The 21,032-nt window shown below is 71.0% G+C and carries 16 protein-coding genes; 4 read left to right on the top strand and 12 right to left on the bottom strand.

Annotated elements, in window-relative coordinates; translation table 11 throughout:
* Window positions 1–26: 26 nt before the first annotated feature.
* The 4 genes from ACIQJT_RS10040 to betA all read right to left on the bottom strand — a co-directional run bounded on the left by ACIQJT_RS10040 (window position 27) and on the right by betA (window position 6,469).
* Window positions 27–2,036: an ABC transporter permease gene (locus tag ACIQJT_RS10040; protein WP_402641696.1), complete on the bottom strand. Its 2,010-nt coding sequence runs from the start codon at window positions 2,034–2,036 to the stop codon at window positions 27–29.
* Window positions 2,036–3,124, bottom strand: coding sequence for a glycine betaine/L-proline ABC transporter ATP-binding protein (locus tag ACIQJT_RS10035; protein ID WP_402641691.1), 1,089 nt, complete (start codon window positions 3,122–3,124; stop codon window positions 2,036–2,038). The genes ACIQJT_RS10040 and ACIQJT_RS10035 overlap by 1 nt, the downstream gene beginning before the upstream one ends.
* 20 nt (window positions 3,125–3,144) lie before the next feature.
* Window positions 3,145–4,614, bottom strand: coding sequence for an aldehyde dehydrogenase family protein (locus ACIQJT_RS10030; protein WP_402641688.1), 1,470 nt, complete (start codon window positions 4,612–4,614; stop codon window positions 3,145–3,147).
* Window positions 4,615–4,798: 184 nt separating this feature from the next.
* A complete protein-coding gene (gene betA / locus ACIQJT_RS10025; RefSeq protein ID WP_402641685.1) occupies window positions 4,799–6,469 on the bottom strand; it encodes a choline dehydrogenase in 1,671 nt (556 codons plus the stop codon).
* 208 nt (window positions 6,470–6,677) lie between these two features.
* Here betA and ACIQJT_RS10020 point away from each other — a divergent pair, with 208 nt between their 5' ends.
* Window positions 6,678–7,424 carry an IclR family transcriptional regulator gene (locus tag ACIQJT_RS10020; protein WP_365449531.1) on the top strand — a complete coding sequence of 249 codons (747 nt, stop codon included), beginning with the start codon at window positions 6,678–6,680 and terminating at the stop codon, window positions 7,422–7,424.
* Here ACIQJT_RS10020 and ACIQJT_RS10015 read toward each other — a convergent pair.
* The 8 genes from ACIQJT_RS10015 to ACIQJT_RS09980 form a co-directional block, all read right to left on the bottom strand.
* Window positions 7,412–8,575 carry an aromatic ring-hydroxylating dioxygenase subunit alpha gene (locus tag ACIQJT_RS10015; RefSeq protein WP_402641682.1) on the bottom strand — a complete coding sequence of 388 codons (1,164 nt, stop codon included), beginning with the start codon at window positions 8,573–8,575 and terminating at the stop codon, window positions 7,412–7,414. The two genes, ACIQJT_RS10020 and ACIQJT_RS10015, sit on opposite strands and share 13 nt — an antisense overlap.
* A 104-nt stretch (window positions 8,576–8,679) precedes the next feature.
* Window positions 8,680–9,840 (bottom strand): NAD(P)/FAD-dependent oxidoreductase, encoded by a 1,161-nt coding sequence (locus ACIQJT_RS10010; protein ID WP_402641679.1) that lies wholly within the window; start codon window positions 9,838–9,840, stop codon window positions 8,680–8,682.
* Window positions 9,837–10,199, bottom strand: a complete 363-nt coding sequence (locus ACIQJT_RS10005; RefSeq protein ID WP_365448652.1) for a bifunctional 3-phenylpropionate/cinnamic acid dioxygenase ferredoxin subunit — start codon at window positions 10,197–10,199, stop codon at window positions 9,837–9,839. The genes ACIQJT_RS10010 and ACIQJT_RS10005 overlap by 4 nt, the downstream gene beginning before the upstream one ends.
* Before the next feature lie 277 nt (window positions 10,200–10,476).
* On the bottom strand, window positions 10,477–12,855 hold the full coding sequence (locus ACIQJT_RS10000; RefSeq protein WP_402641675.1) for an ATP-binding cassette domain-containing protein: 2,379 nt from the start codon (window positions 12,853–12,855) through the stop codon (window positions 10,477–10,479).
* Window positions 12,856–12,909: 54 nt separating this feature from the next.
* The gene (locus tag ACIQJT_RS09995) at window positions 12,910–13,257 is read right to left on the bottom strand and encodes a VOC family protein (protein ID WP_402641672.1); all 348 of its coding nucleotides are present in this window, start codon (window positions 13,255–13,257) and stop codon (window positions 12,910–12,912) included.
* A gap of 63 nt (window positions 13,258–13,320) precedes the next feature.
* Window positions 13,321–13,911 (bottom strand): TetR/AcrR family transcriptional regulator, encoded by a 591-nt coding sequence (locus tag ACIQJT_RS09990; protein ID WP_365448646.1) that lies wholly within the window; start codon window positions 13,909–13,911, stop codon window positions 13,321–13,323.
* A gap of 24 nt (window positions 13,912–13,935) precedes the next feature.
* Window positions 13,936–15,987, bottom strand: coding sequence for a discoidin domain-containing protein (locus ACIQJT_RS09985; protein ID WP_402641668.1), 2,052 nt, complete (start codon window positions 15,985–15,987; stop codon window positions 13,936–13,938).
* Between the two features lie 156 nt (window positions 15,988–16,143).
* Entirely contained in the window at window positions 16,144–17,847 is a 1,704-nt protein-coding gene (locus ACIQJT_RS09980) for a cellulase family glycosylhydrolase (protein WP_402641665.1), read from the bottom strand.
* A gap of 98 nt (window positions 17,848–17,945) precedes the next feature.
* Here ACIQJT_RS09980 and ACIQJT_RS09975 point away from each other — a divergent pair, with 98 nt between their 5' ends.
* From ACIQJT_RS09975 to ACIQJT_RS09965, 3 genes are all read left to right on the top strand, one after another.
* Window positions 17,946–19,118, top strand: coding sequence for a bifunctional class I SAM-dependent methyltransferase/NUDIX hydrolase (locus ACIQJT_RS09975; protein WP_402641662.1), 1,173 nt, complete (start codon window positions 17,946–17,948; stop codon window positions 19,116–19,118).
* 222 nt (window positions 19,119–19,340) lie between these two features.
* Window positions 19,341–19,727: a DUF779 domain-containing protein gene (locus ACIQJT_RS09970; RefSeq protein WP_107092858.1), complete on the top strand. Its 387-nt coding sequence runs from the start codon at window positions 19,341–19,343 to the stop codon at window positions 19,725–19,727.
* Between the two features lie 72 nt (window positions 19,728–19,799).
* Complete coding sequence (locus ACIQJT_RS09965; RefSeq protein WP_402641659.1) at window positions 19,800–21,032, top strand: phosphodiester glycosidase family protein; 1,233 nt, start codon at window positions 19,800–19,802, stop codon at window positions 21,030–21,032.

Genomic DNA, 21,032 nt, shown 5'->3' with positions numbered 1-21,032 from the left:
TCCTTAATCGTGCGCCGATACGGCGTTCATGCGCTGGTGCGGCGAGCCGCTGCCTGAGTGATCCGGTCGAACATGACGCCGAGCAGGACGATGGCGAGTCCGGCCGCCAGGCCCTTGCCGTAGAGCTGTCCCTGCGAGAACCCGGCGACCACGTCGTAGCCGAGGGCGCCCGCACCCACGAGGCCGCCGACGACCACCATCGACAGCACGTAGATCAGGCCCTGGTTGGTCGCGAGCGTCAACGCGCCGCGGGCCATCGGCAGTTGGACCTTGGTGATGATCTGCCAGGTGCTGCACCCGGCGGAGGTGGCCGCCTCGACGGTGGCCGCGGGCACGGTCCGCACCCCGTCTGCGATGATCTTGATGGCGACCGGTGCCGCGTAGACGATCGCGGCGACGATGGCCGTGAACCGGGTCGCGCCGAACAGCGCGAGGAACGGCACGAGATAGACGAACGGCGGCATGACCTGGGCCGCGTCGAGGGTGGGCCGGACCAGCCGGTCCACCAGCGCGCTGCGCCCCATCCACACCCCGACCACCACGCCGAGCAGCATGACCAGCACGGTCGCCACGAGGGTCGAGGCCAGGGTGGTCATGCCGTCCGACCACACACCGGTGGCGACCAGCAGGCCCACGCACACGGCGGTGGTGATCCCGGCCCGCCGTCCGCCGAGGACCACGGCGACGCCGAGCAGGGCCGCCCCGACGAGCCACCACGGGGAGTCGGTGAGCAGCGTCTGGAACGGGTTGAGCAGTCCGTTGGTGATGACGTCACGGAAGCCGTTGGTGAGCCCGGACAGGTTGTCCTGCGCCCAGGTGGTCACGTCGTCGGCGGCCTTGGCGACGGTGCTGCCGGTGCTGCCGTCGCCGGGGAACTCGGCCGCCCACACGTAGGTGTGCGAGAGGTAGACGAGCACCGCCGCCACCGCTCCCCCGGCGACGAGCAGGTGCCGGCGCCACTTGAGCAGCGGACCGCCGGACCGCCGGGCCGCCTCCGCGCGACCGCTCGCCGCGGTGGTGACCCGGTCCAGGACGATCGCCATGACGACGATGGCGAGGCCCGCGTTGAAGGCCGTGCCGACGTCGAGGGACTGGAGGGCCTGGACGACGGTCTTGCCGAGGCCGGGCGCGTCGATCAGGGCCGCGATGGTCACCATGGCCAGGGCGGCCATGATGGTCTGGTTGACGCCCATCACCACGGTCCGCCCGGACATCGGCAGCAGGACCTTGAGCAGCGTCTGCCGTCGGGTGGCGCCCAGGGAGTCGGCCGCCTCGACCGTCGTCGCGGGCACCGAGCGGATGGCGTGCGCGGTGATGCGGATGGCCGGGGGCGCCGCGTAGATGACGGTGGCGATGGTGGCGGAGGCCCCGCCTATGAGGAAGAACAGGGTCAGGGGCGCCAGGTAGACGAAGGTCGGCATCGTCTGCATGAAGTCCAGGAACGGCGTGACGATCCGGCTGACCCGCTCGGACAGGCCCGCCCACACGCCCAGCGGGAGCGCGAACAGCAGCGCCACCAGGACGGCGGACAGGGTCAGGGCCAGGGTGTCCATGCTCTCCTGCCACAGGCCCTGGAGCCCGAGGAAGGTGAAGCCGGCCACGGCCAGCAGCGCGACCCGCCAGTTGGCGACCGCCCAGGAGACGTAGCCGGCCAGCCCGACGACCCCGAGCCAGCCGATCTGCGGGAGCGGGCGGTCGCCGGACGGCTGGGAGATCAGGTCCTGCACGAAGGTCACCAGGTTGTCGATGACCAGCCGGATCTCGTTGAAGAAGTACAGGAACAGCGGGTTGGAGTTGCGGTTGGCGCCGATGGAGTCGTTGACGTCGTTGAGCCGGTGGTGCAGCTCGGTGAGATCGGCCGCGGCGAGCGACAGGGTCTGCTTCCCGCGCAGGACGACGAAGAGGACGAGCCAGACGACCAGGATCGCGCCGACCACCATGGACCGGCTGATCCTGCGGACGGGAGCGGCGGGTGGCGGCGGCGGGGCCTGCCCGGCCTCCCCCGACGTCTCGGGTTTCTCCATGGCGACGGTCATCAGGCGTCGCCTTCCTGCCCGGCGACCACCGCGAGGATCTCCTCGTCGCCGACGATGCCGAGCAGTTCGCCGTTCTCGACGACCCTGACGGGCTTCTCGGCCGCGAGCACCGCGCGGGTGGCCTCCTTCACCACCACGTCCGGGCCCAACTCGGGTCCGTCCAGGGGGTCTTCGGGGGTGGCCGGGCGCATGATCCAGCGCAGGGTCAGCACGTCGCCGCGCGGCACGTCCTTGACGAAATCGCGTACGTAGTCGTCGGCGGGGGCGCCGACCAGTTCGTCGCCGGTGCCGCACTGGACCGTCTTTCCGTCCCGCATGATGAGGATGCGGTCGCCGAGCTTCAGTGCCTCGGAGAGGTCGTGGGTGATGAACACCATGGTCTTGCCGACCTCGTGGTGCAGCCGGATGACCTCGTTCTGCATGTCACGCCGGATCAGCGGGTCGAGCGCCGAGAAGGGCTCGTCGAAGAGGAGGACGTCCGGATCGCCGGCCAACGCCCGTGCCAGGCCCACGCGTTGCTGCATACCGCCGGAGAGCTGGTCGGGGTAGGAGTTCTCGTAGCCGGACAGGCCCACGAGTTCGACGACCTCCAGCGCCCGCCTGGTGCGCTCGGGCCGCCCCATACCGCGGATCTCCAGTCCGAACGCCACGTTGTCGACGACGCGGCGGTGGGGCAGCAGACCGAAGTGCTGGAAGACCATGGAGAACTTGCTGCGCCGCAGTTCGCGCAGCCGCTTCTCGTCGGCGTCCCGGATGTCCTCGCCTTCGAAGACGATCTCGCCGGCGGTGGGCTCGATCAGCCGGGTGAGGCAGCGCACCAGGGTGGACTTGCCGGAGCCGGAGAGTCCCATGACGACGAAGACCTCGCCGGGCGCGACGTCGAAGCTCACGTCGCGCACGGCGGCGGTGCAGCCGGCGCGGTCCATGAGTTCGCGGCGGGTGAGGCCGCGCAGCTCCTCGGAGTCCGGTACCTGGTCCGCCTTCGGCCCGAACACCTTCCACAGCCCGCGTACGGATATGACGGGCGTGGGGGCCGCGTCCTCGGGGGTGCCGCGGCGCGGCGGCACCTCGGTCTGGGTTGGGGTCATGGTCGACCTCTTCTCGGCGTTCAGCCGCGGAACCAGTGCTGCGGCCGGGGTTGGATGTTCTGCCAGATGTGCTTGGGCTCGCGGTACTCGTCGAGGCCGGTCGGTCCCAGTTCCCGGCCCACTCCGGAGTGCCCGAAGCCACCCCACTCGGCCTGCGGCACATAGGGGTGGTAGTCGTTGATCCACACGGTGCCGTGCCGCAGCCGGCGGGCGACCCGCTGGGCCTTCCCGGCGTCCTGCGTCCAGACGGCCCCGGCGAGGCCGTACTCGGTGTCGTTGGCGATGCGCACGGCGTCGTCCTCGTCGGAGAAGCGCTCGACGGTGAGGACGGGACCGAAGGACTCCTCGTGCACCACCCGCATGTCCTGCCGGCACCCGTCGAGCACGGTGGGCGGGTAGTAGTGGCCGTTCGCCAGGGCGGGGTCGTCGGGACGCCGGCCGCCGCAGCGCAGGACGGCGCCCTCGGCCACACCGGCCGCGACATACGCCTCGACCTTCGCCAGGTGCTGCGCCGAGATCAGCGCCCCGGTCTCGGCCTCGGGGTCGAAGGGGCCGCCGAGGCGGATCCGCCGGGCGCGGCGGACCACCTCGTCGACGAAGCGGTCGTGCAGGCGGTCCTCGACGATCAGCCGGGCGCCGGCCGAGCAGACCTGCCCGGAGTGCAGGAAGACGGCCGTGAGCGCGAAGTCCACGGCCGTCTCGAAGTCGGCGTCGGCGAAGACGACGTTGGGGTTCTTGCCGCCGAGTTCCAGGGCGACCTTCTTCACGGTCGCGGCGGCGTTCGCCATGATCCGTTTGCCGGTCTCCACTCCCCCGGTGAAGGAGACCATGTCGACGCGGGGGTCCTCGGCGAGCGGCGCCCCCACCTTTGGACCGGTGCCGAGGACGAGGTTCGCGGCGCCGGCGGGGAGTCCGGCCTCCTCCAGTGCCTTCATCAGCAGGACGGACGTCGAGGGGGTCAGTTCGCTGGGCTTGAGGACGATCGTGTTGCCGGCCAGCAGGGCCGGGGCGACTTTCCAACTCGCTTGCAAAAGAGGGTAGTTCCAGGGTGTGATCAGTGCGCAGACCCCGATCGGCTCGTGGACCACGCGACTGACGGCGTCGTCCCGTCCGGTGTCGATCACGCGGCCGGCGTCGGTGCCGCCGAGCCCGCCGTAGTAGCGGAGACAGGAGACGACGTCGGCGATGTCGTACTCGCTCTCCACCAGCCGCTTGCCGGTGTCCAGCGACTCGGCGCGGGCGAACTCCTTGGCGTCGCGCTCGATCAGGTCGGCGGTGCGCAGCAGCAGGGCGCCCCGCTCACGCTCGGGGGTGTGCGGCCAGGGCCCTTCGTCGAAGGCCCGGCGGGCGGCCGCGACGGCGGCCTCGGTGTCGGGGCGCGTCCCTTCGGACACGGTGGCGGAGAGCGTGCCGTCGGCCGGACATCGGATCTCCCGGCGCCCTCCGGCCACCGGCTCCCGCCATTCACCGTCCACGTACAGGTCTGCCACGTCGGGAGCCCTTCGAGCGATTTCGTTGCGCATGGCGCATCGCATTGCTTGTGGTGGAACACTCTGGAGAATGCGGCAACCCACGTCAAGGGGTTGGGGGATGACGGTTTGGGCACGCGGACGCCTTGTGCGCGACGGGGCCCCGGCGGGTTTCCGGCACAAGCGGCCGCGTGCGAAATCCGTGTTACCCGGCCTCCGTACGGGCGTCCCGGTGCCGGTAGTACACGGCCTCGGAGGGGGCGAGCGGCCGGTTGCCGAGGATGAGGTCGGCCGCCTTCTCCGCGATCATCATGACCGGCGCGTAGATGTTGCCGTTGGTGACGTAGGGCATCACCGACGCGTCGACGACCCGCAGCCCCTCGACTCCGTGCACGCGCATGCTGGCGGGATCGACGACGGCCGTCTCGTCGGTGCCCATCTTGCAGGTGCAGGAGGGGTGCAGGGCGGTCTCGCCGTCCTTGGCGACCCAGGCGAGGATCTCCTCGTCGGTCGCGACGGACGGGCCGGGCGAGATCTCCCCGTCGTTGTAGGGAGCCAGGGCCGGCTGGTTGAGCAGCCTGCGGGCGACGCGGATCGCCTCGACCCACTCGCGGCGGTCCTGCGCGGTGGACAGGTAGTTGAAGCGCAGCGCCGGGTGCTCCCGCGGGTCCCGGCTCCTGATCTTCACGGAACCGCGGGCGTCGGAGTACATGGGCCCCACGTGCACCTGGTAGCCGTGGCCGCCGGCGGGCACGGAGCCGTCGTAGCGGACCGCGACCGGCAGGAAGTGGAACATCAGGTTGGGGTAGTCCACGTCGTCGTTGCTGCGGCAGAACCCGCCCGCCTCGAAGTGGTTGGTGGCGGCCGGGCCCTTGCGGAACAGCCATTGCAGGCCGATGACGGGGGCGCGCCATTTCGCGAGGTACGGCTGCACGGAGACGGGCCGCTTGCAGGCGTACTGGATGTACACCTCCAGGTGGTCCTGGAGGTTCTCGCCGACGCCCGGCAGGTCGTGGACGACGTCGACGCCGAGGGCCCGCAGCTCCTCGGCGTTGCCGATGCCGGACAGCTGGAGCAGTTGCGGGGAGTTGATCGCGCCGCCGCACAGGATCACCTCCGCCGCGCGCACCTGCCGCGGCGCCCCGCGGCCGTGCCGGTACTCGACGCCGACGGCCCGCTTGCCCTCGAACAGGACGCGGGTGACGAGGGCGCGCGTGGTGACCGTGAGGTTGGGCCGCTTCCTGGCCGGCTTCAGATAGGCCTTGGAGGCGGACAGCCTGCGGCCGCGGTGGACGTTGCGGTCGAACTTGGCGAAGCCCTCCTGCCGGTAGCCGTTGACGTCGTCGGTCGGCGCGTACCCCGCCTCCTCGGTGGCCTTGAGGAAGGCGCTGAAGAGCGGGTTGGTGGCCGGGCCCCGCTCCAGGACGAGCGGGCCGTCGTGGCCGCGGAACTCGTCGTCCGGGTCGGCCGCGAGACAGTTCTCCATGCGCTTGAAGTACGGCAGACAGTGCGCGTAGTCCCAGGTCTCCATGCCGGGATCGGCGGCCCAGCGCTCGTAGTCCATGGGGTTGCCGCGCTGGAAGATCATGCCGTTGATGCTGCTGGAGCCGCCCAGCACCTTGCCGCGGGCGTGGTACACGCGCCGGCCGCCCATGTGCGGTTCGGGCTCGGACTCGTACTTCCAGTCGTAGAAGCGGCTGCCGATCGGGTAGGTCAGCGCCGCGGGCATGTGGATGAAGACGTCCCACGGGTAGTCCGGCCGGCCGGCCTCCAGGACCAGCACCCGGTTGCCCGGGTCGGCGGAGAGCCGGTTGGCCAGTGCGCTGCCGGCCGATCCACCACCGACGATGACGAAGTCGTACTGCTGAGGAGCCATGGTGCCTCGTCTCGCTCGCGCCGTCGATACGCGCGGCATGCTAGTACGGGTATCGCGATACGCACCAGGTTGCGAAGCGCGCAACTTGCACGACACATGCACGGGGTCGCCGAAACAGACTCACGTCCTTGTTGTTTACCCGCCGTATAGTTGCGTTGTGAGCAACTACAACCCGGATAACGAAACGACAGGGTCGTCGAGCGGCGGAGTGCAGTCCGTCGACCGGGCCATTCACGTCATGGAGATCCTGGCCCAGCGCGGCGAGGCCGGGGTCAGCGAGGTGGCCGCCGAGATCGACGTCCACAAGTCCACGGCGTTCCGACTCCTCGGTGCCCTGGAAGCGCGCGGCCTGGTGGAGCAGGCGGGAGAGCGCGGCAAGTACCGGCTCGGTTTCGGCATCGTGCGCCTGGCCGGCGCGGTCACCGGACGCATCGACATCACCCAGCAGAGCCGTCCGGTCTGCGAGGACCTCGCCGAGGAGATCGGCGAGACCGTGAACGTCGCCGTGCTCCAGGAGCGGTACGCGGTCAACCTCTACCAGGTGCGCGGCCCGGGTGCCGTCACCGCGCAGAACTGGGTCGGACAGCTCACCCCGCTGCACGCCACGTCGAGCGGCAAGATCCTGCTGGCCCACCTGCCCGCGGAGGAGCGCGCCGCGCTGCTGACCGAGACGAATCTGAAGAAGGTCACCCCGCGCACCATCACCGCGAGGACGAAGCTGGAGAAGAACCTCGCCGAGGCCCGGGAGCGGGGTTACGCCTGGGCCCTGGAGGAGCTGGAGCTCGGTCTGCACGCCATGGCCGCGCCGGTCCGGGACCGGGACGGAGAGGTCATCGCGGCGCTCAGCGCCTCGGGGCCCTCGTACCGGCTCTCCGAGGAGCGCCTGCACGAGCTCGCCCCCGTCCTGGTCAAGGGTGCCGAGGAGATCAGCCACCGGATGGGTTACCTGGGCTGAGCCCCCGGCCTGGGCTGAACCCCCGGCTCCGGCTGAGCCCCCAGCCGTCCCTGGACCCAGTCGTGGAATGCGCCGATGTGGTGCTCGCTGGGGACCAGCACACCGCCCTTGGCGTACAGCCGTGAGCGCATCCCGGGCTGGGTGCGCTCGCAGGCGTCGAAGTCCTGCCGGTTGACCCGGTCGAACAGCTCCACCGACCGGCTGACGTCCTTCCCGCTCCGCACGACATCCGGCAGGTACAGCCAGTCGCACTCCACGACCGTCCGGTCCACCGCCACCGGGTACATCCGGTGGAAGATCACGTGGTCGGGCACGAGGTTGACGAACACCTGCGGTCGCACGGTGATCGCGTAGTACCGGCGGTCCTGGTCCTCGGAGACCCCCGGGATGCGGTCCAGCCCCTCCGACCCGTCGACGGTGAACCCCCGGACGTCCTCGCCGAACTCGGCGCCGTGCCCCACGTAGTACTGGGCCGCGTATCCGTCGGCGAACTCCGGGAGCACCTCGGTGAGTTCGGGATGGATCGTCGCGCAGTGGTAGCACTCCATGAAGTTCTCGACGATCAGCTTCCAGTTGGCCTTGACGTCGTAGACGATCCTGCGGCCGACCTCCAGCCCCGCGATGTCGTAGTGCTCGATCGACTCGGTGTCGCCGAGGCGGGCGACCACGTCCTGGACCACCTCGTCGAAGGGCGGCGGGTCCTCGGCCAGGCACACCCACACATAGCCGAGCCACTCACGCACGGCCACGCTCGCCAGGCCGTACTCGGTACGGCCCACGTCCGGCATCTTCGTCAGGTTGGGCGCGGCCACCAGCTTGCCCGTCAGGTCGTACGTCCAGGCGTGGTACGGGCATTGGAAGGCCCGCTTCACCTCCCCGGACTCATCCGTGCACAGTCTGGCGCCCCGATGGCGGCAGACGTTGAAGTAGGCGCGCACCGAGCCGTCCCGCGCACGCGCGATCAGGATGCTCTCCCGGCCCACCTCCACGGTCCGGAAGGCACCGGGCCCGGGCAGGTCGGAGGCGCGCACGGCGCAGAACCACATCGCTTCGAAGATGCGCTCCTGCTCCTGGGCGAAGATCCCGGGATCGGTGTAGGAGGCGCCGGGAAGGGTGGCGATCAGGCTGTCCGGCAGGCTGGTCGAGGTCACAGTGCCCTCCTCGGGGGAACGTCGTGGGCCGGTGGTGCACGCCGGGAAGAGCGGACGGCGTTCTGTACGGAGCGACAGCGGCGGTGAGCTGCTCGCGGGTGCTGTCAGGCCGCCGCGGCGAGCTGCTTGCGCCAGCGCGTGAACAGCCGCGGCTGGTTCATCCCGAGCACGGCGACCGGATGCCCGGAACGCCGGTAGACGGCGAGGACGTTGCGGTCGCCTCGGGCGCCCTCCTCGATGGTCACGCTGTCGGCGGCGGCCGCGTGACCGGCGAACTGGATCTTCACGCCGTACTGGTCGGACCAGAAGTACGGCGGCCTCGGCGCGCCCGGTTCCACCGCGCCGCCCGCCAGCAGCGCGGTCACGGCCGCGTCGGGCCGCTCCCGGGCGCCGGTCCAGTGCTCGACGCGGCGGTGCCGGGCCGCGCGCGGGTCGTACCAGGAGGCGCAGTCGCCGACCGCGACGACACCGGGCAGTTCGGTGCGGCCGTCGGCACCGCAGATGACGCCGTCGTCGAGCCTCAGGCCCGAGCCCGTGAGCCACTCGACGCACGGGCGGGCGCCGACCCCCACGACCACGGTGTCGGCCGGGAGAGTGCGGCCGTCCGCCAGCAGGACGGCGTCGACACGGCTCCCGCCGCGCAGCCCCTTGACGCCCACCCCGCACAGCAGCCGTACGCCGTGGTCCGCGTGGAGGGCGGAGACGATGCCGCCCATGGTCTCGCCGAGCGGTCCGGCCAGCGGGGTGGGGGCCGCCTCCACGACGGTCACGTCGAGTCCGAGGGCGTACGCGGTGGAGGCGACCTCGGCACCTATGAAGCCACCGCCGATCACCACCAGCCGTCCCCCGAGGGCCAGTTCGTCGCGCAGGGCGCGGGCGTCGTCCAGGGTGCGCAGGGTGTGCACCCCGGCCAGGGCGTCCGCGCCGGGCAGGGTCCGGGCGGCGGCGCCGGTCGCGATGACGACGCCGTCCGCCCGCACCTCGCCGCCGTCGGCGAGTCGTACGACGCGCCGCGGGCCGTCGAGACCGACGGCGCGGACGCCGAGCAGCCACTCGGCCCGCAGGTCCTCGTCGTCCGGCTCCAGCGCGAGTTCGCTCTCGGCCAGGGAGCCGGCCAGGAACTCCTTGGACAACGGGGGCCTGTCGTACGGGCGGTGGAGCTCGTCGCCGATGACCACGAGCCGCCCGTCGTACCCCTGCCTGCGCAGTGAGCGGGCCGCCGACAGGCCGGCGAGCGAGGCGCCGACCACGGCGACCGTCCTCACGCGGGTCCGCCGGCGAGCCGGGCCGCGACGCAGGGCGGCAGGTTGGGGGCGTCCGGGGAGAGCCGGACGTAGATCATGCCGTCCTCGACGTGGACCTCGTGGGTGCGGACCGGACGCTTGGCCGGCGGGGCGTCCACGGCACCGGTCCGCAGGTCGAACTTCGAGGCGTGCAAAGGGCATTCGACCTCGCAGCCCTCCAGCCAGCCGTCGGCGAGCGAGGCGTCCTGATGGGTGCAGGTGTCGTCGATGGCGAAGACCTCGCCGTCGTCGGTGTGGAACACCGAGACCGGCGGATCGATGTCGAGCCGGTAAGCCTCGCCTCGGGGGAGATCCACGAGACGGCACGCGGGAATCATCATGACACCTCGGTGCGTATAGCGAAACGGATTGCGTTGAACGCAACGTCAGTGTGAAGGCGCCCGCAAACCCTTGTCAAGGCGTCCACAGGCCACGGCCGCGCGGACACCAGAGTTCCGAAATACGCAACAGAATGTGCAGTACGCAACCGTACCGCCACCGGCCTCACCGCCGAGGTGAGCGACCGCGGTCCGCACCTGCCCCGGCCCCGTGGGGCGTCCGCCCGACCGACGAGGGCAGGACGACCTGGTTCACGCCGCGGCTGTAGGACGCGGTGCGTCACTCCCCCACGTACGCCGCCAGATGCTCCGCCGTGAGCGTGCCCCCCGTGGCGACGAGCTCCGCCGGAGTCCCCTCGAACACGATCCGCCCGCCGTCGTGGCCCGCGCCCGGACCGAGGTCGATGATCCAGTCGGCGTGGGCCATGACCGCCTGGTGGTGCTCGACGACGATGACGGACTTGCCGGAGTCGACGAGCCGGTCCAGCAGGCCGAGCAACTGCTCGACGTCGGCGAGGTGGAGCCCGGTCGTCGGCTCGTCGAGGATGTACACGCCGCCCTTGTCGCCCATGTGCGTCGCCAGCTTCAGCCGCTGCCGCTCACCGCCGGACAGCGTGGTGAGCGGCTGGCCGAGGGTGAGGTAGCCGAGCCCGACGTCCGCGAGCCGCTCCAGGACCCTGTGCGCGGCCGGCGTACGCGCCTCGCCGGTGTCGAAGAACTCCAACGCCTCCGTCACCGGCATCGCGAGCACCTCGCTGATGTCCCGCCCACCGAGGTGGTACTCGAGGACCGAGGCCTGGAACCGCTTCCCCTCGCACTCCTCACAGGTCGTCGCGACCCCGGCCATCATCGCGAGGTCGGTGTAGACGACCCCGGCCCCGTTGCAGGTCGGGCAGGCCCCCTCGGAGTTCGCGCTGAACAGCGCCGGCTTCACGCCGTTGGCCTTGGCGAACGCCTTGCGGATCGGTTCGAGGAGTCCGGTGTACGTCGCCGGGTTGCTGCGCCGGGAGCCGCGGATGGCGCCCTGGTCGACGGAGACGACTCCCTCGGTGGCCGGGATCGACCCGTGCACCAGCGAGCTCTTGCCGGAGCCCGCGACCCCGGTGATCACGGTCAGCACCCCGAGCGGGATGTCGACGTCGACGTCCTGGAGGTTGTGCGTGCTCGCGCCCCGGATCTCCAGCGCTCCGGTGGCCTTGCGGACCGTGTCCTTGAGCCCGGCCCGGTCGTCGAAGTGGCGGCCGGTGACGGTGCCGCTGGTCCGCAGCCCCTCGACCGTGCCCTCGAAGCAGACCGAGCCGCCGGCCGTACCAGCTCCGGGTCCGAGGTCGACGACATGGTCGGCGATCACGATCGTCTCCGGCTTGTGCTCCACGACGAGGACCGTGTTGCCCTTGTCCCGCAGGCGCAGCAGCAGGTTGTTCATGCGCTGGATGTCATGGGGGTGCAGCCCGATCGTCGGCTCGTCGAAGACGTAGGTGACGTCGGTGAGGGAGGAGCCGAGGTGGCGGATCATCTTGGTGCGCTGTGCCTCGCCGCCGGACAGGGTGCCCGAGGGGCGGTCGAGGGAGAGGTAGCCGAGCCCGATCTCCACGAAGGAGTCGAGGGTCTCCCCCAGCGCCGTGAGCAGCGGTCCCACCGACGGCTCGTCCAGTGCGCGCACCCATGCGGCGAGGTCGCTGATCTGCATCGCGCAGGCGTCGGCGATGCTGATCCCCTTGATCTTCGAGGACCGGGCGCCCTCGTTGAGCCGGGTGCCCTCGCAGTCGGGGCAGACCATGAAGGTGATCGCGCGGTCCACGAACTCGCGGATGTGCGGCTGCATCGACTCGCGGTCCTTGGCGAGCATCGACTTCTGGATGCGCGGGACGAGACCCTCGTAGGTCATGTTGATGCCGGCGATCTTCATCCGGGTGGGTTCCCGGTACAGGAAGTCCTGGAGCTCGCGCTTGGTGAACCTGCGGATCGGCTTGTCCGGGTCGAAGAAGCCGGACTCGCTGTAGAGGCGGTAGTTCCAGCCGCCGGCCTTGTAGCCGGGGATGGTCATCGCGCCCTCGTTCAGCGACTTGGAGTCGTCGTAGAGCTGGGTGAGGTCGATGTCGTTGACCGTGCCCCGGCCCTCGCAGCGCGGGCACATGCCGCCGACGATGCTGAAGCTGCGGCGCTCCTTCACGGTCTGTCCGGCGCGCTCCATCGTCACCGCGCCCGCTCCGCTGATGGAGGCGACGTTGAAGGAGAACGCCTTGGGCGAACCGATGTGCGGGGTGCCGAGTCTGCTGAAGAGGATCCGCAGCATCGCGTTGGTGTCGGTGACGGTGCCGACGGTGGAGCGCGGGTCGCCGCCCAGGCGTTGCTGGTCGACGGTGATGGCGGTGGTCAGGCCGTCGAGGACGTCGACCTCGGGCCGGGCCAGGGTCGGCATGAAGCCCTGCACGAAGGCGCTGTAGGTCTCGTTGATCAGCCGCTGCGACTCGGCGGCGATGGTGTCGAACACCAGCGAGCTCTTGCCGGAGCCGGAGACCCCGGTGAAGACCGTGAGCCGACGCTTCGGGATCTCGATGCTGACGTCCTTGAGGTTGTTCTCGCGCGCCCCGTGCACGCGGATCAGGTCGTGGCTGTCAGCGGCGTGCGGCGCGTCGGTCCGCGTGGCCTTGCTCATGGTGACTGGTCCTCCCGTTTCGACAACTTCGAACACTATGTCGACGCGCACGCCTCAGCGCAGCTCCTGGACGCGGATCGTGTTGCCCGCGGGGTCGAGGAAAGCGCAGTCCCGCATGCCGTACGGCTGCTCGATCGGTTCCTGGATCACCTCGGCGCGGGACTGGAGCCACTCGAAGACGGCGTCGAGGCCGGGGGCGGCGAGCAGGAGCTCGGGGTCACCGCCCGCCGGGCGCAGCACGACCGAGGGGCCGGCCCGGCCGGCGGGGCCGACGGTGATCCGGCGCATCCCGCCGCGGCCCACGTCACCGCGCACCTCGAAACCCAGGACGTCCCGGTAGAAGGCCAGGGAGGCCTCCGGGTCGTCGTGCGGGAGGAAGCTCGCCCGAATCCGGATGTCCATGCCCGTCACGCTAGTCACGGGCCGCGGCCCGCGCTTCTCGAATCCTGACCGTCCCGGCGGGTCTCAGCGCACCAGTCCGGCGATGTGCGCCGTGACCGTGTCCAGGATGTCCTCCCAGGCGGCCGCGTCGCCGAGGACGAGGTAGTTGAGGGTGAGCCCGTCGGTCATGGCCGCGAGATAGCGGGCCAGGACGGAGACGGGCGCCCCCAGCTCCAGGTCCGTGTCGCCGCGCAGCTGCTCGATGAGCTCGGCGTAGGCCTCGCCGTAGAGCTCGTACTGGCGCCTGGCGAGATGCCCGAACCCGGGCTCGCGCAGCGCGTACTGCGTGAGCTCGTAGGTGAGCATGTGCGCTTCGGGGTGGGCGCGGACGTGGTCCCAGTAGGCCCGGAAGCCGGCGGCGACGGTCTCCTCCAGGGTGCCCTTGGGGCGCAGGGCCTCCCGCACCACGCTCACCGAGTGGTCGGTGAGCGTGGTGATCACCGCTTCGACGAGGGCCTGCTTGGAGTCGAAGCAGTAGTGGAAGACGCTGAGGGACACGCCGGCCTCGGCGGCGATGGACCGGGTCGTCGTCCTGGCGACACCGTCCCGGGCCATCGCCCTGATCGCGGCTTCCGTGAGCTGTCTGCGCCGCTCGGCCGACGGCATGCGTGCCATGCGTGTCCCCCGCTGTCGATCCGGTCAGCCGCTGTGGACGCCGACCTCGTGCAGCGAGTATCCCCAGTCGGTGCCGCGGTCGAGGCCGTGGACGCGGACGTAGCGGGCCGGTGTGCCCGCGAACTTCACCGTGTCGAGCCCGCCGTCACCGGAGGTCGTGGCCCAGGCGGTCGTCCAGTTCGTGCCGTCCGTCGACAGCTCGATCCGGTACGACTTCCCGTACGCCCGCTCCCAGTCGAGCGTCACCTCGGAGACCAGGTTGGTGGCGCCCAGGTCGACCTGCCACCACTGGTCGTCGCTCCAGTCGCTCGCCCAGCGGCTGGAGTCGTCGCCGTCCACGGCTCGCCCGGGCTGGTAGCTGGTGAAGGGGTTGGACTCCGACGAACTGGCCGTGGCCGTGCGCCCGTGGGCCAGGTTGACGGACGCCTGGTGCCGCTCGGAGGCGCCCCAGGTGTCGAGGTAGGACTCGGCGCCCCGGAACAGGTCGTCGACCACGCCCTGTCCGCCGACGAGCCGGATGTCCTCGATCCAGTCCGGGATCAGGCCGACATGGGCCGCCCCGTCGGTGTTGAAGTCGAAGGTGCGCTGTCCGGAGGTCTGCTTGTCGACGACCGAGCCGCCGTCGACGCTCCTGAAGGGGTACGTCACCTTGTTCGCCGCGTCCGCGCCACGCGGTGCGGGGTGGTCGCCGATGCCGTTGAAGTCGGTGCCGTAGCCGTAGCCCACGTCGTACTTGGCGCGCAGCGCGTCGGTGCGCTTCGCCTCGGCGGCGAATCCCTCGGAGCCGTGCATGTACTGGGCCACGAAACCGCCCAACGAGTAGACGCGCTCGGTCCAGTTGAGGTCCATCCAGCTGTGCGAGGAGAGCACGCCCGGGTAGTTCGCGGCCTCGAAGATGTCGAGGACCTGGCCGGTGGCCTTGACGCTCATGTGGTCGATCTCGAGCATCATCTTGCGTTTCATCATGCCGCGCACGGCGTACTCGCCGAGTTCGGTGAGCCCGCGCACGTTGCACTGCGCGGCCTTGTCGTACGACGGGACCTCGACGCCGGCCGGCAGGTCCTCCTCGGCCTCGGAGGCCGCCGTGCCGATGGGGTTGTCGTGCTGCGGGCCCTTGCATGCCTCGGTCTTCCAGAAGGTGCCGGTGGACAGGAACTGGCCGACGTTGATGGCGGTGCCGAGGCCGCCCTCGTCGAAGCGGACCCCGCACAGGGCGTTGTCGAACTTGTGGCACAGGAACATCGACCGCACGCCCAGCCCGTACAGCTCGTCGAGGCCCTTGTCGATGTCCGCCCTGCTGCACTGCCCGATGTCGAGGATCTGCTTGCAGCCGAAGGGCTCGGAGGTCTCGACACCGAGGACGACGGCCAACTTGCCCTGCTGGACGACCTGCCGGGCCTGCGCGCTGTCGGTGACGATCCGGAACCAGCCCTTTCCGGTGCCGCCGTACATCCTGTCGATGAAGGCCTGGAGGTCGTAAGTGAGCTTGGCCTGGAGGCGGATGGACGTCATCTCGTCGCAGCCGCGGTCCTTGAAGGGGTAGACCGAGCAGATCATCCCGTTGGTGACAAGGTCGTTGACCAGCACCCGCTGGCCGCCGCGCCAGGCCCGCTCCACCCAGGCGTAGTAGTTCGCCTGATGGGTCATCGAGTCGTACGCCGGCCAGTCCTTGAAGGTGGGCCAGCCGGTCGGGTCGTGCCTGCCGTCGCCGCCGTGGGTGATGTAGTCGAAGATCGCGAGGGTGCCGTCGGGATAGTGCTCGGGGCAGTCCTTGAGCGCGTCGGCGACTCCGGACTCGGAGAACACCTTGCCGCAGATCAGCCGCCCGCCGAAGGCCTCGTTGGAGAAGAGGTGGTTGTGGGCGTCGACGAACCCCTGGACCTCACCGGCCGCGTTGGTGCCGGTGAAGGGGGCTCCGGTGACGTTCACCCCGGCGTCGGGAGCGGGCCTGGCCGTCGGTGTCCACCAGTCGGTGGCCGCCGAGCTCGGCGTGGGGCCGAGGAGCGCGGCCAGCACCAGCAGGAGCACGGAGACGGCGGTGATGTTCTTGCGGCTGCGGCAGGAGCGTCCAGCCATGGCCCACGTCCCTCGGTCGGCGGGAGGCGCCGTCGACCGAGGGCGTTCGACCACCCTTGGACTTGTCATGACCGGCGCAATAGATGCGTCGAGGATCGCGACCGAGCGCGTTCCGAGTCAAGGGTCCGGGACAGTTGACCTGATGGCTGGCGGACGTCAACTGTTCACGCAGGCCGCTCCGTTGAGAGTGAAAGCGGCGGGTGCGCTGTTCATGGCGCCCTTGCCGCCGATGAACCCGAGGGTGACCGCACCTCCGGCCGCGATGGTGTTGGTGTAGGCAGCCGGGGTGACGGTCACCGCACCACCGCTCTGCGCGGCGGTCCCGCCCCACATATGGGCAACCGTCTGCCCGTCGGCGAAGGTGAAGCCGAGTCTCCAGCCGGTGACGGCCGCGGTACCGGTGTTGCGGATGACGATCTCGCCCTGGAAGCCGCCCTGCCACTCGCCGACCACGCGATAGCCGACGGAACAGCTCCCGGCGGGCGTGTTCGAAGTGGTGACGCTCACCGTCGCCGAGCGGGCCGACCGGTTGCCGGCGGCGTCCCGGGCATAGACGGCGAAGGAGTACGCCGTGCCGGCGGACAGGCCGGTCACGGTCACCGAACTCGTCGTCGAGGCCGCCACCTCGGTCTCGGTGCCGCCGCTGACCCGGACGACGTCGTACCCCGTCACGCCAACGTTGTCAGAGGACGCAGTCCAGGACAGGTGGGCGGAGGTCGCCGTGACCGCGGAGGCGGTGGGGGTGCCGGGAGCGGTCGGGGCCTGGGTGTCGGTGGAACCGCCGCCGAAGACCGTGGCCTCCTTGGCCGTCCGGGCGATGCCGTCGGCGCCGTTGAAGATGCGCTGGCCCCACGCCGTCATCTGCGCCGGGTCGAAGTCCAGCACGAGGTCGAGGACCGGGTCGGTGTTGCCGCTCCAGGACCAGGCGAGGTAGCCGAGCCCGAGCTGTTGAGCCGTGGCCATCATGGTGTCCTCGTCGGGATCGCCCCACTGGTCGGCGGGTCCGCCGAACTCCCCGATGACGATGGGCAGTCCGGCGCTGACGAAGGCGTTGAGATAGTCGGTGACCTCCGCGGCGGTGTCGAAGACGCTGTACATGTGGATCGAGAAGAGGAGGTTGCCGGTGGCGTCGGCGGCGTACACGGACTGGGCGTTGGTGCGCATGACCTGCTGCCAGTCCTGGCCCCAGTTGGGCGCGTCCACCATGATCGTGTGTTCGAGGCCGGCGTTCCGCAGCTTCTTGATCGCGGCGATCGTCGGGGCGGTCCAGCCCGCGGGGTCGGTGTTGCCCCAGGGCTCGTTGCCGATGTTGACGACGATGTAGTCCTCCTGGCCGGCCAGGACGTCCTTCAGGCCGATCCAGTAATCGGCCGCCTGGTCGAGGGTGCCGGCGGCGCTGTCCTCGCCGTAGCCGGTGGTGTCGTGGACCTCCAGGACGCAGATGAGCCGGTTGGCCTTGCACTGCGCGATGACGTGGGCCACGTCGGCGGCGCTGTTGGCGGTCCAGCGGTGGCCGTCGGCGAGGACCACGCGGACGGTGTTGGCGCCCTGCGCCTTGATGTCGGCCAGCGAGTCCAGTTCGTTCGGGTACCAGGTGTGGGCGTGGTTGACGCCGCGCATCACGAAGTCGTTGCCGTTGCCCTCGACCAGGCGGCCGTCGCTGATGTGCAGGCCGGCGGCCCGGACGCCGGGCTCCTGGGCGGCCTGGGCGGTGCCGGGGCAGAGGGCGCCGAGCACCACCAGTCCGACGAGGACCGCAAGCCTGGCAAGGAGGGTGGACAAGGGGCTCTTTCGCGTTCTTCTCACTGCGGCTCCAGGGGGTGGGTAAGTCAGTCGGAAGGAGCGTGGGAGCGCTCCCATAGAAGCTAATGGTCAAGTACACGTCAAGATGCGCGACGGCAAAGGGCTGCGGCCGCGCATAGGGTTCCCAGCCTCGACCACCGCACCCGGGAGGCACGTTGACCACACGACCCGCAGGCCCCGACGCCGCCGACGCCGAGGCCTGGCAGGCCTATGGCGACCACCATCTGCGGCACGGCACCGAACCGCCGGAGCTGGAACGGTTCGACTGGGGCCCGCGGGGCACCGGCCCGGGCGCGGAGATCCTCGGCGAGCTCGCCGGACGGCGGGTACTGGACCTCGGGTGCGGCCCGGCCCGGCACGCGGCGCACCTCGTCCGGGCGTACGGCGCCTCGGTGGACGCGGTCGACGTCTCCCCCGCCCAGCACGAACGCGCCCGCGCCCGCTACGGCTCCCTGCCCGGCCTGCGCCTGATCAGGGCCGACGCCGTCGCACACCTCGGCACGGCGGAGCCGTACGACGTCGTCTACGCCGTCGACACGGTGCCGTACATCGACCCGCGCCGCCTGCTGCCCGCCCTGGCCGGAGCGCTGCGCCCGGGCGGAACGCTGTGCTTCACGGTGCCGCACACCCGCGCACGCGGTGACGGCCCCTCCACGGTCGTCGAGGCCCGGTCCGAGACCCTGCGGCTCGCCGGGGGCGGGGAGGTGGCGGTGCGGATGTGGGGGCTGACCGAGGAGCTCTGGACGGACCTGCTCGGCGAGCACGGGCTGCGGGTCGAGGCCGTCGACGTCCTCGACGCGCCGGAGGAGGGCGACCACGCCTCGTACCGCGTCTTCCGGGCGACCCGGCCGGCCCGGGTCTCCTCCCGCCCCCGCGGCAGCCGTCCTCCGGTCCCGCACGCGGCCATCGGGGTCGGCGCCATCCTGCACGGCTCCCGGGGACTGCTTCTCGGCCGGCACCGGCGCGGCACCTGGGAGCTGCCCGGCGGCACGGTGGAGCCCGGGGAGTCCCTGGAGGAGACGGTCGTGCGCGAACTCCGCGAGGAGACCGGGATCGAGGCCCGTCCGTCCGATGTACGGCTGCTGGGCACGCTGCTCGACGACGTCGACGGGGTGGTCCGGATGACCGTGGCCGCCCACGTCACCGCCTGGCACGGCGAGCCGTCCGACCAGCCTGACGAACGCGTCGGCGACTGGCGCTGGTTCGCCCTGGACCGCCTCCCGGAGAACCTCTTCGTGTGCAGCGCCCAGGGCCTCACCGCCTGGCGCCCGGACCTGCCGGTCGATCACACCCCGGCGCACTTCACGCCGTTCGCCGACCCCAGCTGAGGGCGCGGGACGACATGGACTCAAGGACGTCCTGGCCGACTGGCGGGACTACGACGGCGCGGCGTTCCGGCTCGGTCTCGTCCTCGGTGTGTTTCCTCCCGACCAGAGGTTCAACCGGGTGAAGCGGATGTTCGGGCAGGACGTACATGCCCCTGAAGGCGCGGGTGCGGCACCGCGTCGTGCAACCCCCTCGCAACCTTCCCCGTGCTGGACTCGACGGTCATGGACGAGGATTCCGCACGTGACGTGTACGACGAGGTGCCGCGCGTCGAGCTCACGCCCGCGGCCGCCGAGCTGCTGCGCCGACTGCGGGAGGCGCACGGGCCGCTGATGTTCCATCAGTCCGGCGGGTGCTGCGACGGCAGCGCGCCGATGTGCTACCCGGAGGGCGAGTTCCGCACCGGTGGCTCGGACGTGCTGCTCGCCGAGCTGGAGGTGCCGGGGGTCGAAGAGCCGGTGACCTTCTGGATGTCGAGGAGCCAGTACGAGGTGTGGGCCCACACCCGGCTGACCGTCGATGTCGTCGCCGGCCGGGGCAGCGGGTTCTCCCTGGAGGCACCCGAGGGGGTGCGTTTCCTCGTCCGTTCGCGTGTGGTCGGCGCCGAGTAGCCCCCGGGGTCAACGTCGTCTGGTGCACTTCCCCTGAGTTCTGGGACAGTCGACACGACCTCAGGGAGAGCTGTGACGCACCGTCAAAGACGTTCGGTCGCAGGCAGATCGGTATTCACGTTCCTCGCGGCATTCGGCACGCTGGCCGGTGCGGCCCTGGTGGGGGCCGCACCGGCCGGTGCAGCCCCGGCATGGACGCGGCTCGCGACGGGCGTGCACTACGAACAGTTCGACGTCTCCGCCGCCGCGGGGGTGGCCCACGCCCACGTCATCCGCGTGAACCTGAACGAGCCGGGGGTGCGGGTGGAGCTGCTCTATCCGGGGGCGGTGGCCGCGCGGGCCACGGTGTCCCGGCTGGCCGCCGCACAGGGCGCCCTCGCGGGGGTGAACGGCGACTTCTTCAACATCTCGGAGACCCAGCACCCCGGTGTCGAGGCCACCGGCGCGAGCGTGGGCCCGGCGATCGCACAGGGCCGCGCGCTCAAGGCGGCGGTCCCGCGCGGCCAGCGCTTCGGACCCGCGCTGCCGCCCGGCACCGGCACGAAGGACGTGTTCGGTGTGGGCACCGACCGCCGGGCCCGGCTCGACGACCTGGCGCTCGACGGCTCGGTGCGGACACCCGAGGGACAGCTGCCGCTCCGCGGACTCAACCAGTACGCGCTGCCCGTGGGTTCGGTCGGGGCGTTCACCTCGGACTGGGGCAGCGCGTCCCGGGTGCGGGCGACCTGCGGGACGGACGGCGACCGGGCCGCCCCGTGCAGCACGGACACCCACGAGGTGACGGTCCGGGGCGGGAAGGTCGTCGCCACCGCCGACACCCCGGGCCGCGGGACGATCGCCGCCGGCACCACCGTGCTGGTGGGCCGGGAGGCCGGCGCGCAGTACCTGCGCAAGCTCTCAATCGGCTCCGCGGTGACCGTGCAGCACCGCCTGGTCGCGGCCTCCGCGGGCACCCCGTACCGCTTCGCTCTCGGCGGCTACCCGGTGCTCGACGACGGGCGCCCGCTGCCCGGCCTCGACGACACCGTCTCGGCGGTGCGCACGGCCGTGGGCATCGCGGACAGCGGCCGGCGGCTGTACCTCCTCGCGCTGGACGGCTCCCCCGACTACCGGGGCGGACTGACGATCGCCGAAGTCGCCGACACCATGCGGACGTTGGGCTCGGTGGACGCCTTCAGCCTGGACGGCGGCGGCTCCACGACGATGGCCGCCCGTACGTCGGGGGCCGTCACTGCCCTCAACCACCCCTCGGGCGGCGCCGAACGTCCCGTCCCCAACGGCATCGGGGTCTTCGCCACGGGCTGA

This window comes from Streptomyces sp. NPDC091972 (genome assembly GCF_044756385.1).
Lineage (GTDB): Bacteria > Actinomycetota > Actinomycetes > Streptomycetales > Streptomycetaceae > Streptomyces.
The sequence above is the reverse complement of the archived record's forward strand: the minus strand, read 5'-3'. Positions and strand labels throughout refer to the sequence as shown.

Excerpts from the sequence above, each read along its gene's own strand:
- ACIQJT_RS09990 (WP_365448646.1), bottom strand. The coding sequence starts at position 13,911 with ATGGCACGCATGCCGTCGGCCGAGCGGCGCAGACAGCTCACGGAAGCC.
- ACIQJT_RS10005 (WP_365448652.1), bottom strand. The coding sequence starts at position 10,199 with ATGATGATTCCCGCGTGCCGTCTCGTGGATCTCCCCCGAGGCGAGGCT.
- betA (WP_402641685.1), bottom strand. The coding sequence starts at position 6,469 with ATGGCTCCTCAGCAGTACGACTTCGTCATCGTCGGTGGTGGATCGGCC.
- ACIQJT_RS10040 (WP_402641696.1), bottom strand. The coding sequence starts at position 2,036 with ATGACCGTCGCCATGGAGAAACCCGAGACGTCGGGGGAGGCCGGGCAG.
- ACIQJT_RS09995 (WP_402641672.1), bottom strand. The coding sequence starts at position 13,257 with ATGGACATCCGGATTCGGGCGAGCTTCCTCCCGCACGACGACCCGGAG.
- ACIQJT_RS09970 (WP_107092858.1), top strand. The coding sequence starts at position 19,341 with ATGGACGAGGATTCCGCACGTGACGTGTACGACGAGGTGCCGCGCGTC.
- ACIQJT_RS10000 (WP_402641675.1), bottom strand. The coding sequence starts at position 12,855 with ATGAGCAAGGCCACGCGGACCGACGCGCCGCACGCCGCTGACAGCCAC.
- ACIQJT_RS09980 (WP_402641665.1), bottom strand. The coding sequence starts at position 17,847 with ATGGGAGCGCTCCCACGCTCCTTCCGACTGACTTACCCACCCCCTGGA.
- ACIQJT_RS09985 (WP_402641668.1), bottom strand. The coding sequence starts at position 15,987 with ATGGCTGGACGCTCCTGCCGCAGCCGCAAGAACATCACCGCCGTCTCC.
- ACIQJT_RS10035 (WP_402641691.1), bottom strand. The coding sequence starts at position 3,124 with ATGACCCCAACCCAGACCGAGGTGCCGCCGCGCCGCGGCACCCCCGAG.